The sequence below is a fragment of the Paraburkholderia sp. D1E genome (assembly GCF_052682275.1).
Genome location: NZ_JBQYMB010000001.1, coordinates 2,612,345 through 2,628,020, shown reverse-complemented (window position 1 = coordinate 2,628,020; position 15,676 = coordinate 2,612,345). Strand labels below are relative to the sequence as shown.

General features: G+C 58.0%; 8 protein-coding genes, 2 tRNA genes and 3 rRNA genes. 1 reads left to right on the top strand and 12 read right to left on the bottom strand.

Annotated features, from left to right (window positions below; translation table 11 throughout):
- Nucleotides 1–33: 33 nt before the first annotated feature.
- From ACUN0E_RS11905 to ACUN0E_RS11895, 3 genes are all read right to left on the bottom strand, one after another.
- Nucleotides 34–1,548: an acetyl-CoA hydrolase/transferase family protein gene (locus tag ACUN0E_RS11905; protein ID WP_445570423.1), complete on the bottom strand. Its 1,515-nt coding sequence runs from the start codon at nucleotides 1,546–1,548 to the stop codon at nucleotides 34–36.
- Between the two features lie 192 nt (nucleotides 1,549–1,740).
- Nucleotides 1,741–1,956, bottom strand: a complete 216-nt coding sequence (locus ACUN0E_RS11900; RefSeq protein WP_445566698.1) for a hypothetical protein — start codon at nucleotides 1,954–1,956, stop codon at nucleotides 1,741–1,743.
- Between the two features lie 171 nt (nucleotides 1,957–2,127).
- A complete protein-coding gene (locus ACUN0E_RS11895) occupies nucleotides 2,128–4,293 on the bottom strand; it encodes an FUSC family protein (protein WP_445566697.1) in 2,166 nt (721 codons plus the stop codon).
- A gap of 199 nt (nucleotides 4,294–4,492) precedes the next feature.
- Here ACUN0E_RS11895 and ACUN0E_RS11890 point away from each other — a divergent pair, with 199 nt between their 5' ends.
- Nucleotides 4,493–5,494: a LysR family transcriptional regulator gene (locus ACUN0E_RS11890; protein ID WP_445566696.1), complete on the top strand. Its 1,002-nt coding sequence runs from the start codon at nucleotides 4,493–4,495 to the stop codon at nucleotides 5,492–5,494.
- Nucleotides 5,495–5,638: 144 nt separating this feature from the next.
- Here the strand turns inward: ACUN0E_RS11890 and rrf are convergent.
- The 9 genes from rrf to ACUN0E_RS11845 form a co-directional block, all read right to left on the bottom strand.
- A 5S ribosomal RNA gene (rrf, locus tag ACUN0E_RS11885) occupies nucleotides 5,639–5,751 on the bottom strand.
- A 200-nt stretch (nucleotides 5,752–5,951) separates the two neighbouring features.
- A 23S ribosomal RNA gene (locus tag ACUN0E_RS11880) occupies nucleotides 5,952–8,831 on the bottom strand.
- A gap of 316 nt (nucleotides 8,832–9,147) precedes the next feature.
- Nucleotides 9,148–9,223 (bottom strand) — tRNA-Ala (locus ACUN0E_RS11875).
- 70 nt (nucleotides 9,224–9,293) lie between these two features.
- Nucleotides 9,294–9,370: transfer RNA gene (locus ACUN0E_RS11870), tRNA-Ile, on the bottom strand.
- Nucleotides 9,371–9,449: 79 nt separating this feature from the next.
- A 16S ribosomal RNA gene (locus ACUN0E_RS11865) occupies nucleotides 9,450–10,980 on the bottom strand.
- The 16S, 23S and 5S rRNA genes sit together here with 2 tRNA genes alongside, the layout of an rRNA operon.
- 571 nt (nucleotides 10,981–11,551) lie before the next feature.
- Entirely contained in the window at nucleotides 11,552–12,112 is a 561-nt protein-coding gene (locus tag ACUN0E_RS11860) for a phosphonate degradation HD-domain oxygenase (RefSeq protein WP_445566695.1), read from the bottom strand.
- 4 nt (nucleotides 12,113–12,116) lie between these two features.
- Nucleotides 12,117–13,568, bottom strand: coding sequence for a phosphonoacetaldehyde dehydrogenase (gene phnY / locus ACUN0E_RS11855; RefSeq protein ID WP_445566694.1), 1,452 nt, complete (start codon nucleotides 13,566–13,568; stop codon nucleotides 12,117–12,119).
- Entirely contained in the window at nucleotides 13,565–14,821 is a 1,257-nt protein-coding gene (gene phnA / locus ACUN0E_RS11850; protein WP_445566693.1) for a phosphonoacetate hydrolase, read from the bottom strand. Before phnA ends, phnY begins: the two co-directional genes overlap by 4 nt.
- Nucleotides 14,822–14,876: 55 nt before the next feature.
- On the bottom strand, nucleotides 14,877–15,611 hold the full coding sequence (locus ACUN0E_RS11845) for a phosphonate utilization associated transcriptional regulator (RefSeq protein WP_445566692.1): 735 nt from the start codon (nucleotides 15,609–15,611) through the stop codon (nucleotides 14,877–14,879).
- Nucleotides 15,612–15,676 lie beyond the last annotated feature (65 nt).

The window sequence follows — 15,676 nt, the reverse complement described above, 5'->3', positions numbered from 1 at the left end:
CGAACGCCACCTGACGCCGGCTTTACCTGGTGTTTAGAGAAGCCCCTCTACTGCCGGCAACATCGAGCCGGTGTCACGCAACCGCGTATGCCAGGCGAAAGCCTGGTCCAACCGATGCGGCGTTTGCCCACCCCACTGCAAGGCGTCCCGATAGTAGTCGCGAAGCAGATCGCGATAGAGCGGATGCACGCACTTCTCAATGATCAGCGTAGCGCGTTCTCTCGGCGCCAGTCCGCGTAGATCCGCGAGGCCCTGTTCCGTCACGACCACGTCCACGTCGTGTTCGTTGTGATCGCAGTGCGGAACCATGGGCACGACACTCGAAATGCAGCCACCCTTCGCCATCGACTTCGTCGCAAAGATCGCGCATGACGCATTGCGCGCGAAATCGCCCGAACCGCCAATGCCGTTCATCATGTGCGTGCCGCCCACGTGCGTGGAATTCACATTGCCGTAAATGTCGAACTCCAATGCGGTATTCAACGCGATCAGACCGAGCCGGCGAATCACTTCAGGATGGTTGCTGACTTCCTGCGTACGCAACACCAGGCGATCGCGATAGCGCTCGAGTTCACCGAATACTTGCACCTGACGCGCGGCCGACAACGTGATTGACGCACCCGAGGCAAACGTCACCTTGCCGGCATCCATCAGGTCGAAGGTCGAATCCTGCAGCACTTCTGAATAAATTTCGAAAGCCTCGAAAGGCGAATCGACAAAGCCGGCGAGCACCGCATTGGCAATCGTACCGATACCCGCCTGCAACGGCGGCAAGTGCTGGGGCATACGCCCGCGCGACACTTCGTGCTGAAAAAACTCAATCAGATGGCTCGCGATCAGTTCGGTTTCCGCATCTGCGGGCAGTACCGTGGACGGGCTGTCTGCCTTATCGGTAATCACGATCGCCGCGATTTTTTCGAGCGGAATCTCGATGGCCTGCGTGCCGACGCGGTCTTGCGGACGTACGATAGGCAGCGGGTCACGGTTCGGCCTGCGGCCTGGAATCCAGATGTCGTGCAGTCCCTCCAGCGCGAGCGGCTGGGCGAGATTGATTTCGACGATGACTTTGTCGGCGAGGATCGCGAAGCTGGCCGAGTTGCCGACCGAGGTGGTCAGAACGATACCGCCAGTTTCGGTGATCGCAACGGCTTCGATAACCGCGATGTCGAGTTTGCCTAGCTGATTTGCGCGCAGCATCTCGACAGTTTCGGACAGGTGCTGATCGACGAACATCACTTCGCCGCGGTTGATTGCATCGCGCAGGGTCTTATCGACCTGAAATGGCAAGCGGCGCGCCAACACATGCGCCTCGGTGAGCATGCGATCCACGTCATGACCGAGCGATGCGCCGGTCATCAACGTAATTTGCAGAGGCTTGCCTTCCTGACGGACGCGCTCGGCGAGTGCGACAGGGACAGCCTTGGCGTCGCCCGCGCGCGTAAAGCCGCTGGCGCCGACGCGCATACCGTCCTTAATCAGAAGTGCCGCCTCGGCGGCTGAAGTGATTTTTCCGCGTAGTGCGGAGCAACGAATCCGGTCCTGATACATGAAACTGAGTCTCTCCATAGTCACCAGTCCAGTCTAACGGTGCGCACGTCTGCGGTGTGCTTCGCTCAGTAGCCAGATTGTCGCACCAGCCGCGGCGCCTCTACAGTAAGGCATCGCGGCCAGGTGTTTCGTCGCGTGCAAAATTCCCGCGACAGGTACTGCAGATATTGTGGGTGTTGCGCGTGGCGCTGCTTAGCTGCCGAAATAGATATTGCAGAAGCTCACAGGCCCGACGCACTCTTCAGGTTTGGCCTTCGGTACGGTGACGCGGTTTTGCGCAGCGACGCTATCGGCGCGCGGTGCACTCACTTGCGCGACCTGCTGTTCAGGGGCGGCCGGAGCCGTTTGTGCATGAGCGACAGCAGCGGACAAAGAGCAGGCAATCAGGGCAATCTTCAACGCATTCATTTCGTTCTCCAGTACTTACGGTTGCCGCCCCGTAGAAAGTCCCCTTAAGGGACTGCGTGGCAGCGATGAAACTATATGACCGCAACGCGCCCAGATAAACGGGCCTGGACGGAAGTGATCTTTCCATCTGGCAGAAGGATCGGGGCGCACCCCCAATCCAATGTGTGCTGCTCAGTGCGTATTGAAAGGCGCGTCTTTGTCGAGCAACGCCGTGCGGATGAAGTGCAGGGAACTCAGGATGCGCTGCAGGTCGTGCCGCTTGTCGCGGTCGCCATGAACAGTTTCCAGGACGTCTTGCGCGGCCCAGGTGGTCGAGCGCACGGATGCGAGTGTGCGCTCGAGGCCACGCGCGTCGGGCCGCTCGAAAAGTCGTGCGAGGTCGTCGCAAGTTCGCGCCAGACTACTGTTCCAGCGCGGATGAAGGGCGCGCGCGTAGCCGGCATGCGACGCTTCACTACGCAGATCGATCACAGCGTGTCCTACTTCGAGGGTGACGAGCATCCAGCGCAACGCATCACGGCGGCGTCGGGAGCACCGCGTCAGCAACATGCGCAACTGCGCGGCTAGATCGTGCGTGCCCGACTGAAAACGTTGATTGAGCCCGGGCAGTTCGTCCTTGCACGCAGACACGACCTGCGCGCGCAAATCACCTTTGATTCTCTCGGTGAGCCACGGTATATCTGCTGGAAAAATCACCGTGAAAACGATCGCTGCAAGCAGGAGCGACGCCGTGATCGCTATACCGTTGTTGATCAGCAGATCGGGCGCGTACGCGACGACATTGTCCGGTCCGGCGAGCAGGCAGAAGAACACCGAAAAGCCGATGCCATACCCTGCCGAGAGCTTACGCGATGCGATGAAGGCACCGAGTGCAAGAACCGGTGCGAGCACCACGCAAAGCAGTGGAAAACCATCGATGTTCGGATACACGTAGCACGTGAAAAGGTAGCCGGTCATAGTCGCCAGGATTGCGCCGGCTGCCATCTGCACGGCCATTTTCGGCGCGTTCGGCGCCGTGGATGTCAACGCGCAAGCCAGCGCTGCCCCGATCACCGCAAGACCGCCGCTCGGCCAGTCGGTGGCGATCCAGAACCAGCCCGCAATTGCCATGACTGCAGCCGACCTCGCAAAGGTAAACGCGATCACAAAACCATTTGTCTTGCTTACATAGCGGCCGGCGGTGCGCTGCCCGACTCCCGGCTTACGCCGCGCCAAAGACGTATAAGTCTCGGAGTAACGGATCCATTCGTCGACAAAACGATATAGCAATTCCGCGGCCGTATCGAAGTTCGCTAGCGATTCAGCGGGTGTGGCTTCCAACGGCCGTCTCGTTTCGCGTACGCGCCTTGGCAAACTGGCGTGAAAGAGCCGCATGCGGGCTGCAATGCGCGGTGCATCGACGCTTGCATCCCCGGTTAACGCAAGCAGCGCCGACAACTCGCGGAAGTACGGCGTGATGGCATCGGCCATGCGGCGCGGGCCGCTGCCGCGCAGACGCTTGAGCAGCTGATGCAAAGCGTGCAGTCGCGCGCATGCATCCATGAATTCATCGTTCAGACGGCTGAGATACTGACTGCGTGAGCGCATGGCCGGGTCCTCGAAGGCAGCAAAAGTGCGCGTCGCTTCAAAGCCAACGATCTCGTCGACGATATCCGCAAAGTGCCGTTCAAACTGACCTCGCTCGATTCCGCGACCCAGCACGTCAGCCGCGAACGCAGTAAAATTTGTATACCGAATGTGGAGCGTGCGCCGCAATGCAAGACTGGAACGCTGCGGCACGATCAGTGCACTCACCGCGCTCGAACACACGATGCCGACCGCCACCTCCGCCGCTCGCGTGAGGGCCGCCAGAAACAGGTCGTGAGGCGCCGTGACATTCGGAATGCCAATCAGCGCGGCGGTATAACCTGCCAGCACAAAGCCGTACCATCTGAAATGCCGATACCGGACCGCTGCCGCGATACAGGCGCTCACCCAGCCGATCATGCCGAGCATGTACAACTCGGGCTGCTGGACGAACAGCGCGCCGAGCACCAGTGCGGCGATCGTACCCATTGCAGTGCCGAGAATCCGGTAGAAACTCTTGGCGAGCACCATGCCGCTGAACGGCTGCATCAGCACGAACACCGTGGTCATCGCAATTCGCGGTTGCTGGAGATCCAACAACATGGCAATGCCCAGCGCCAGCAAACCCGCAATGACCGTTTTCAGCAGATGCAGCCAGATCAAACCGTCGCTGTTCGCCCAGTCGCGAATGGCCGGACTGAGCGTTGGCAACATGACGGTCCACTGCCAGCGGGAATCCTCCGTCGGTTTGATCGGATGTTGGCGTTTCATCAGAAAGCAACGTGTCCCGGTTTGTCGCTGAAAGAAGCACCGGTGAACTCTGCGCACGCCGGCAGGCAAGGCGCCGATTGTAGGAGCATGCGTTACCCGTATTAATACAACGGGCCAGGAACCTCTCTTCCAGAACGAACAACAATGCGCGTCCAGGACAGGCGGACAATATGGCCTCAGCCGTGAAATAGAAGGATTGATGGATACGTTACAAAATATGCGAGTGTTCGTGCGCGTAGTTGAAGCCGGTAGTTTCACCGCCGCCGCGCAGTCGCTCAATTCGACAACCGGCGCAATGTCCCGCGCTGTCTCGGAACTCGAAGCTCATCTACGTACGCGCCTGCTGAACCGGTCGACGCGGCGGCTCGCGCTCACCACTGCGGGCGAACGGTACCTGAAGCGATCCCAGCAAATCCTTGCAGATGTCGATACGGCGGAAGAAGAAGCAAGTTGCGCGCACGAACGCCCGAGCGGCGCATTGCGCATGCATAGTTTTGCCAGCATCGGCCAGCATTACGTGCTGCCGGCCATCTCGCGCTATCGCGCGCTTTATCCCGAAGTGACCGTCGAGCTGACGTTGTCGCAGCGCATGCCCGATCTATTCGAAGGCAGCGCCGACGTCGCGGTGATCACCGCCTCGACGCTGCCGAATTCCGACCTCGTGTCGCTCCCGCTTGGTACAACTTTCAGCATCCTGTGCGCATCGCCTGCTTACGTGCGTGCTCATGGCGCACCGCAACAGCCCAGCGATCTGGCTCGTCACGAATGTCTGATCTTGCACACACCGGCATTTCCGCCACACGAATGGGTCCTCGACGGCCCGAACGGCAGCGAGATGATGGAAGTGAACGGTCCTGTCCACGTGAACATCGCGGAATCGCTGATCGTCGCGATTCACGAGGGAATGGGCATTGGCATGGTGCCGCTGTATGCAGCGATCACCGGATTACGTGATGGGACGTTAATCCGCGTCCTGCCCGAATATACCCTGCAGAAGACGAACGTTTATGCACTGTACCCGTCACGCAAGTTCATCGACGCAAAGACGCGGACCTGGGTCGAGTTCTTACGTATGCATCTGCCGAAAGTGATTGCACGCGACGAGGCGTTACTTGCCGAAGTCGGCCAGATGTATGCAGCGGATGGCGCGGTACCTGTAGGAGCGGCCGGCATTGGGGACGGAGACGTCGCTGCGCACTGACGCAGATTTTGAAGCTGAAGGGCAGACCGCGCCTGCGCAAAGCAGCGACGCGAATAACAAAGTGCAGGCCATTTGTTGAAAATCTGCGCGCGTAAACGCAGAAACCCCACCGTTGAGGGGTGGGGTTTCTGTTACTGCAGGGGAGCCTGACGATTACCTACTTTCACACGGGAATCCGCACTATCATCGGCGTGGAGTCGTTTCACGGTCCTGTTCGGGATGGGAAGGGGTGGGACCGACTCGCTATGGTCATCAGGCATGACTTGTTGCCGTACTGCTCGGGGAGCAATACAGCCAATCTGGAAGAAGTAGTTTCTGGTGATGCTCACCAGCGGGAGTTGTGTTGTTTCTGGCACAACACTGATCTCAACCGTGCGTCGCGTGTCCCTGCCCCCTTCGGGGGTGGTCCTGAGTAAGCACTGAAGTGCTAACTCATCACGCAAAACACACCTGTTATAGGATCAAGCCTTACGGGCAATTAGTATCAGTTAGCTTAACGCATTACTGCGCTTCCACACCTGACCTATCAACGTCCTGGTCTTGAACGACCCTTCAAGGGGCTCGAAGCCCCGGGGATATCTCATCTTAAGGCGAGTTTCCCGCTTAGATGCTTTCAGCGGTTATCTCTTCCGAACATAGCTACCCGGCGATGCCACTGGCGTGACAACCGGTACACCAGAGGTTCGTCCACTCCGGTCCTCTCGTACTAGGAGCAGCCCCCTTCAAATATCCAGCGCCCACGGCAGATAGGGACCAAACTGTCTCACGACGTTTTAAACCCAGCTCACGTACCTCTTTAAATGGCGAACAGCCATACCCTTGGGACCGGCTACAGCCCCAGGATGAGATGAGCCGACATCGAGGTGCCAAACACCGCCGTCGATATGAACTCTTGGGCGGTATCAGCCTGTTATCCCCAGAGTACCTTTTATCCGTTGAGCGATGGCCCTTCCATACAGAACCACCGGATCACTATGACCTGCTTTCGCACCTGCTCGACTTGTCGGTCTCGCAGTTAAGCACGCTTATGCCATTGCACTATCAGCACGATTTCCGACCGTACCTAGCGTACCTTCGTACTCCTCCGTTACACTTTGGGAGGAGACCGCCCCAGTCAAACTGCCTACCATGCACTGTCCCCGACCCGGATCACGGGCCAAGGTTAGAACCTCAAACAAACCAGGGTGGTATTTCAAGGACGGCTCCACGCAGACTGGCGTCCACGCTTCATAGCCTCCCACCTATCCTACACAGATCGGTTCAAAGTCCAATGCAAAGCTACAGTAAAGGTTCATGGGGTCTTTCCGTCTAGCCGCGGGGAGATTGCATCATCACAAACACTTCAACTTCGCTGAGTCTCGGGAGGAGACAGTGTGGCCATCGTTACGCCATTCGTGCAGGTCGGAACTTACCCGACAAGGAATTTCGCTACCTTAGGACCGTTATAGTTACGGCCGCCGTTTACCGGGACTTCAATCAAGAGCTTGCACCCCATCATTTAATCTTCCGGCACCGGGCAGGCGTCACACCCTATACGTCCACTTTCGTGTTTGCAGAGTGCTGTGTTTTTATTAAACAGTCGCAGCCACCAGTTTATTGCAACCCCTTCACCCTTTGCGCGCAGGCGCATCAAGCTACAGGGGCGTACCTTATCCCGAAGTTACGGTACCAATTTGCCGAGTTCCTTCTCCCGAGTTCTCTCAAGCGCCTTAGAATACTCATCTCGCCCACCTGTGTCGGTTTGCGGTACGGTCTTGTTAAACTGAAGCTTAGAGGCTTTTCTTGGAACCACTTCCAGTTGCTTCACCGCCTAAGCGGCTCGTCCCATGCCCTTGAATTGCGCGCCCGGATTTGCCTGAGCGCCTTCTCCAACACAGGAACCGGGACTTCCAACACCCGGACAACCTTCCGCGATCCGTCCCCCCATCGCATTTAACAATGGTGCAGGAATATTAACCTGCTTCCCATCAGCTACGCATTTCTGCCTCGCCTTAGGGGCCGACTCACCCTACGCCGATGAACGTTGCGTAGGAAACCTTGGGCTTACGGCGAGGGGGCCTTTCACCCCCTTTATCGCTACTCATGTCAGCATTCGCACTTCCGATACCTCCAGCGCACTTTTCAATGCACCTTCGCAGGCTTACGGAACGCTCTCCTACCATGCACATAAATGTGCATCCGCAGCTTCGGTATATTGCTTAGCCCCGTTACATCTTCCGCGCAGGACGACTCGATCAGTGAGCTATTACGCTTTCTTTAAAGGATGGCTGCTTCTAAGCCAACCTCCTGACTGTTTTAGCCTTCCCACTTCGTTTCCCACTTAGCAATATTTGGGGACCTTAGCTGGCGGTCTGGGTTGTTTCCCTCTTGACACCGGACGTTAGCACCCGATGTCTGTCTCCCGTGATTGCACTCTTCGGTATTCGGAGTTTGCTATGGCGTAGTAATCCGCAATGGACCCCACAACCATGACAGTGCTCTACCCCCGAAGGTGATACACGAGGCACTACCTAAATAGTTTTCGGAGAGAACCAGCTATTTCCAGGTTTGTTTAGCCTTTCACCCCTATCCACAGCTCATCCCCTAACTTTTCAACGTTAGTGGGTTCGGACCTCCAGTACGTGTTACCGCACCTTCATCCTGGCCATGGATAGATCACCTGGTTTCGGGTCTACACCCAGCGACTGAACGCCCTGTTCGGACTCGCTTTCGCTACGCCTTCCCTAATCGGTTAAGCTTGCCACTGAATGTAAGTCGCTGACCCATTATACAAAAGGTACGCAGTCACCCCACAAGGAGGCTCCTACTGTTTGTATGCATGCGGTTTCAGGATCTATTTCACTCCCCTCCCGGGGTTCTTTTCGCCTTTCCCTCACGGTACTGGTTCACTATCGGTCGATCACGAGTATTTAGCCTTGGAGGATGGTCCCCCCATCTTCAGACAGGATTTCACGTGTCCCGCCCTACTTGTCGTACACCCAGTTCTTCCTCGCTGTTTTCGTCTACAGGGCTATCACCTGCTATGGCGGCACTTTCCAGAGCCTTCGACTAACAATGAAGATAAAGAGTACAGGCTGGTCCCATTTCGCTCGCCACTACTCTGGGAATCTCGGTTGATTTCTTTTCCTGCGGTTACTTAGATGTTTCAGTTCACCGCGTTCGCTTCTCATGGCCTATGTATTCAGCCATGGATACCTCAATAGAGGTGGGTTTCCCCATTCGGACATCGGGGGATCAAAGCTCGTTTGCCAGCTCCCCCCCGCTTTTCGCAGGCTACCGCGTCCTTCATCGCCTGTGATCGCCAAGGCATCCACCACATGCACTTGTTCGCTTGACCCTATAACGGGTGTGTCTCGCACTGCATCCACGGGGGATGAAGTGTTTCGTCACAGTCGCTACAGGTTGAGTATTCGTGTTGCGCCGTATTCCAAGAGCAATCTTTCGATTTCCCTTTTCATACATTGATACAATCACAACCCTGATTCACCTACTCACATGCCCATCTCTAGACACGCTTTCGTGAATCTCTTTACTACTTCTTCCTGATTGTTAAAGAACGACAGCCGATATAAAGCTCTGCTTCATATCACTCTGACTGGCTCAATCGCCAATGCATAAAGCTCGGTAAATACCGAACGCTAGGCATTGAAGATTGGTGGAGGATGACGGGATCGAACCGACGACCCCCTGCTTGCAAAGCAGGTGCTCTCCCAGCTGAGCTAATCCCCCAGTCATACAGATCACGCAACCTGTTCGCCCCGGGGTCCTCACCGGTTAGCTGCAGCCACCGCAGAAACAGTGGTGGGTCTGGATGGATTCGAACCATCGACCCCCGCCTTATCAAGACGGTGCTCTAACCAACTGAGCTACAGACCCCTGAGTCTGTCTGCGTATCTGTCCTGATTTCACAGCCGATAAGCGTGAGCGCTCAACGCTTTGACACGTCTAGCTCGAGAAAGGAGGTGATCCAGCCGCACCTTCCGATACGGCTACCTTGTTACGACTTCACCCCAGTCATGAATCCTACCGTGGTGACCGTCCTCCTTGCGGTTAGACTAGCCACTTCTGGTAAAACCCACTCCCATGGTGTGACGGGCGGTGTGTACAAGACCCGGGAACGTATTCACCGCGGCATGCTGATCCGCGATTACTAGCGATTCCAGCTTCACGCACTCGAGTTGCAGAGTGCGATCCGGACTACGATCGGTTTTCTGGGATTGGCTCCCCCTCGCGGGTTGGCGACCCTCTGTTCCGACCATTGTATGACGTGTGAAGCCCTACCCATAAGGGCCATGAGGACTTGACGTCATCCCCACCTTCCTCCGGTTTGTCACCGGCAGTCTCCCTAGAGTGCTCTTGCGTAGCAACTAGGGACAAGGGTTGCGCTCGTTGCGGGACTTAACCCAACATCTCACGACACGAGCTGACGACAGCCATGCAGCACCTGTGTTATGGCTCCCTTTCGGGCACCCCGACCTTTCAGCCAGGTTCCATACATGTCAAGGGTAGGTAAGGTTTTTCGCGTTGCATCGAATTAATCCACATCATCCACCGCTTGTGCGGGTCCCCGTCAATTCCTTTGAGTTTTAATCTTGCGACCGTACTCCCCAGGCGGTCAACTTCACGCGTTAGCTTCGTTACCAAGTCAATGAAGACCCGACAACTAGTTGACATCGTTTAGGGCGTGGACTACCAGGGTATCTAATCCTGTTTGCTCCCCACGCTTTCGTGCATGAGCGTCAGTATTGGCCCAGGGGGCTGCCTTCGCCATCGGTATTCCTCCACATCTCTACGCATTTCACTGCTACACGTGGAATTCTACCCCCCTCTGCCATACTCTAGCCCGCCAGTCACAAATGCAGTTCCCAGGTTAAGCCCGGGGATTTCACATCTGTCTTAGCGGACCGCCTGCGCACGCTTTACGCCCAGTAATTCCGATTAACGCTTGCACCCTACGTATTACCGCGGCTGCTGGCACGTAGTTAGCCGGTGCTTATTCTTCCGGTACCGTCATCCTCCCGCCGTATTAGGGCAGAAGTTTTCTTTCCGGACAAAAGTGCTTTACAACCCGAAGGCCTTCTTCACACACGCGGCATTGCTGGATCAGGGTTGCCCCCATTGTCCAAAATTCCCCACTGCTGCCTCCCGTAGGAGTCTGGGCCGTGTCTCAGTCCCAGTGTGGCTGGTCGTCCTCTCAGACCAGCTACAGATCGTCGCCTTGGTAGGCCTTTACCCCACCAACTAGCTAATCTGCCATCGGCCGCCCCTGTAGCGAGAGGTCCTAAGATCCCCCCCTTTCCTCCGTAGAGCGTATGCGGTATTAATCCGGCTTTCGCCGGGCTATCCCCCACTACAGGACACGTTCCGATGTATTACTCACCCGTTCGCCACTCGCCACCAGGGTTACCCCCGTGCTGCCGTTCGACTTGCATGTGTAAGGCATGCCGCCAGCGTTCAATCTGAGCCAGGATCAAACTCTTCAGTTCAAACCTGTTACTGTTTTTCGGGCTCTTTCGAACCCGGTCGCTCACTCAACGTACTGACGAATGATCATCCTGCCGCCGTGTTTCCACCCCAGCAGGAAAACCTTCCTTTAATACTAGTGTGAGACTTGATACTTTCGCTTTTGCAGCAGGCCCCGAAGGACCCACCGCCGCGTCGCGCATCAAGCGCCCACACTTATCGGCTGTTAATTTTTAAAGATCGATTTCGCATTCACTACCAAAAACCGCACCGCGTGTCGTCAACCTCACAACCACCCGGCACCGCTTCGTTCTGCGTCGCTGCATCTGCAGCAGAGAAACGAGATTATGAAGAACTTTCGCTACGCCGTCAACAGGTTTTTCCAACTTTCTCAACCCGCCCACTTCGCGCAAAGCCTTGCCACTGCTGGCTCTCCCGTCTCCCGCGCCCCGGCGTCCGGAGCACGAAAGAGCGAGATTCTAGCGAGCCCAACCACGCCTTGCAAGCGTTATTTTGATACGCATGGATTGCGCCAGAAATGGCGCGAAGATGGCACAACAAGCTCACCCGAAGACCAACCGAAAACCCCTTCGTTCAGGCAGCCACACGCTTCTGCATCACACGCTCGACTACACTCAAATAATGATCGAGTCCCGGCGTAGCGCGGTTCTCTTCTTTTGCGCGATCGTCCCATTTACGCAGGTGCAATGCGTCCTCCGCGTACGGCTTCTGCAAGAACACTTCAGCCTCTTCCTTGCTGAAGATACCGCCTTGCAGTTCCAGGCTCCGCACCGAATCGATGGAAAGCTGGCCGAAATACGTATCGTCGATTGCGCATAGGCAGCGCTTGGCGTCGACGTGCAGCCGGATCGGCTCCAACACCGCATCCGACAACACCGGCCGCAGGAACGGCAGCGCGAAATACTGATGCAGATCGTCGATACCCCGCTCCGTCGGCGTTTCACCTTGCAGATTCAGCAGATGGCCGAGGTCGTGCAAAAACGCGGCGGCAACGAGTTCATCGTGAACGCCCGCCTCTTCTGCCAACGCACCACTTTGCAGCGCATGTTCAAGCTGCGTCACCGGTTCGCCGCTGTAGGCAAGATTGCCGTATTGCTCGAATAACGAACGGATATCGCTCAGACTCAATGCCACGCTCTTACTCCCACGGTAATGAAAACGTCTTCAGGTTGGTGAAGCTCTTCATCGCTTCCTGAACGCCTTCCTTATAGCCAAGCCCGGAATCCTTGATGCCGCCGAACGGCGTCAGCTCGATCCGGTATCCCGGCACTTCCCACACATTGACCGTTCCCACGCGCAATTCGTTGATGAAGCGCATGATCGCGTCCTGCCGGTTCGTGCACACACCGGACGACAACCCGAACGGCGTCCCGTTGCTGATACGGATGGCGTCGTCGAGCGTATCGAAGGTGATGATCGGCGACACCGGGCCGAAGGTTTCCTCACGCACCAGCGTCATTGACGGATCGACGCCATCCAGCACCGTCGGCGAGTAAAGCGCGCCGTCGCGCTGGTTGCCGATGCACAAGCGCGCGCCGCTCGCCACCGCCTCGCTGACGCGCGCCTCGAATAGTTGTGCCGCAGCGACGTCGATCACGGTGCCCATCTGATTCGACGCGTCGAACGGATCGCCGCAGGTCCATGCGCGTGTCTTCTCCACGACCAGATCGGTGAAGTCCGCCGCGATACTCTTCTGCACCAGTATCCGTTTGACTGCGGTACACCGCTGGCCGGAGTTCTTGTAGGAGCCCTGCACGGCAAGCGTCGCCGCGCGATCGAGATCGGCATCTTCAAGCACGATCAGCGGATCGTTGCCGCCCAGTTCCAGCACGACGCGCCGGTAACCCGCCTTCGCCGCAATGTATTTGCCGATCGCCACGCCGCCCGTGAAGGTCACGAGCTCCGCCAACGGATGCGTGATCAGTTCGTCGGCGATTTCGCGCGGATCGCCGGTCAGCACCTGCAACATCGGCGCAGGCAAGCCGGCTTCGTACAACACATCCGCAAGATAGAGTGCCGACAGAGGCACCTTCTCCGACGGCTTCAGCAGGACGCGATTATTGGTTGCGATAGCCGGCGCGATCTTGTGCGCGACCTGGTTCATCGGATGGTTAAACGGCGTAATTGCGACGATCACGCCCTCCAGCGGCTCGCGCTGCGAAAACACCCGTCGCTTCTTGCCATGCGGCGTCAGATCGCAGGAAAAGCTCTGGCCGTCGTCGCGCAAAGCTTCGATCGAGGCGAACTTGAACACATCGGCAACCCGGCCGATCTCGTAGCGCGAATCCTGCCTGGACAAACCCGACTCGAGCGAAATCAGGTCCGAGGCTTCTTCAGTTCGCTCCCGCAGCAACGCCGCAGCGCGTTCGAGAATCTGCGAACGCTCGTAGCGTGTGAGCTTCGCCTGATACGCGGCGGCATATTCAAACGCGGCGCGCACGTCGTCGATGCTCGCCAACGGGACCGTGCCCACGCGCGTTCCCGTAAAAGGATCGAGCACGTCGAGTGTGCGCGAACGCGTCGCGCGCTCGCCTTTGAGCCGCAGCGCTTCTGCCCGGAATGCCGGATGGTCCCGCAGCACGGCGTTCATGATGCCGACACGTGATTCAACGCGACGTCGAAGATATCGAAGTTGCGCAGCCGTTTATCGGTGGGCAGACCCTCGACGCGGCGATTGAACAGCAGCGGCACTTCCTGCTCGGAGATGCCGCCGTGCGAGCGCAACGGCACGGTCAGTCCGGACAGATCATGCTCATCGCGACGCGTGCCAAGCACGACATGTTTGGTGCTGACCACGACGATATCGCCCACGCGGTCGTTCGGCAACTCGAAGCGCTCGCATGCGGCGAGGTTGTCGAGCACGACTTCAATGCCCTGCAAACCGCCGATCCGCTCTATCACCTGCGCCACACTCACATCGTGTGGCAGGTAAATTGTCGCGAACGAACCGAGCGCACCGTGATGGACGACATACGGATCGGTGATCGGCAAAATCACGCGCGCTTTCCCGTGCCCAAGCCAATCGTCCAGCACATCCTGCAGGTAGATCACGTTCGGCTCGCCGGTCTTCGGATCGTGCTTGGCGTTCATGCCGTGGTCGGCGGTCAGGCCGATCACCCAGCCGAGCGCGTCGAGCTTCGCGAGATAGCCGTCCATCATCGCGTAGAAGTCGTTCGCACCTTGGGTACCCGGCGCCCACTTGTGCTGAATGTAGTCGGTGGTCGACAGATACATCAGGTCGAGCTTGCGGGTTTCAGCAAGCCGCACGCCGGCGGCGAACACGAACTCGGACAAACCCGCGCTATACACATCAGGCACCGGCAGGCCGACCAGATCGAGCACTTCGTCGATGCCATTTTCTTCGCGCGTCACCTTGTCGGCTTTTTCCGCCGAGAAACAGATGCCCTTCAACTGCCAGCCGAGCAGGCGGCGCAGCTTGTCTTTCGCGGTGACCACGGCAACGGAAGCACCCACCTCGGCCGCGGCTGCCAGCAAGGTACCGGCGCGCAGATAGGCGGGATCGTTCATCATCACTTCCGCGCCTTCGCCGCCATTCGCGTCCGGGTCCCAGAAGTAGTTGCCGCAAATGCCATGCACCGAGGGCGGCACGCCGCACACGATCGAGAGGTTATTCGGGTTGGTGAACGACGGAATTACGCAGTCGCCCTTGAAGGCCGCGCCGTCCTTGAGCATCTTGCCGATGAACGGCGCGACACCCGCGGCGACCGCGGCTTCGAGGTAATCGTATTCACAGCCGTCGACGCACACCACAACCGTCGGTTGCGCGGGTAGCCGGTAGCTGCGGCCATTGACTTCGATCGTACGTTCGCTTGCGTTTGCCATTGTTACCTTCCATGCGTGAAGGGACGCGCCTCTAGTCAATCCGTTGCAACCAGTCTCAATCATTCGATGCCGCCGACATCCGCACCGCGCCCAACTGCCCCGCCGGTTCGCACGCCTCACGCGCGCGCTGCAGGCCGCCGTTCACATGCGCATGCATCAGCGCGGCAGCATGCTCAGCGTCGCGCGAGGCCAGCGCCGTCAGAATCGCGCGATGTTCGGCGAGCGAGCGCTCCATCGCATCTGCGTGCACCACCAGCGCGGCGCGGCGAAACAGACTCAATTCGCTCACCAGCCTTCGATATGTCTCATACAGCTTGACGTTGCCGGATGCCGCCACGATCGCGTCGTGGAACGCGACATTGGCGCGCGTATAGGCATCGTGATCCTGCGCATCGAGCGCCGCGCGCATCGCGTCGAGCCATTCGCGCAACACGGCAAGCTTGCGTGCATCGATGCTCGAAGCCAGCATCCGGCACGCCGCCTCTTCGAGCACCGCACGCACCGCGTAAATCTCGTCCGCTTCCGCCAGCGACACCGTCCGCACGAACACGCCGCGGTTTTTCTCGGTGCGCACGAGGCCCGTTTGCTCCAGCGCGCGAAACGCCTCGCGCACCGGCCCGCGCGACACCTGCAGACGCGCGGCCCAATCGGCTTCGTTGAGTTTGTCGCCGGGCGCGAGCGCCCCTTCGATGATGTGCCGTTCGATTTCGTCGCGGACCAGCGTCGTCAGCGAATGCCTGCGCACAACCTCAATCGGATCGACAGAAGCAGTTTGCATATATTCGGTCATTTTGACAAATTTCGCCACATCGATATGTGTTTGCGCGCCGCGTGGCACGCAAACACAACCATCAG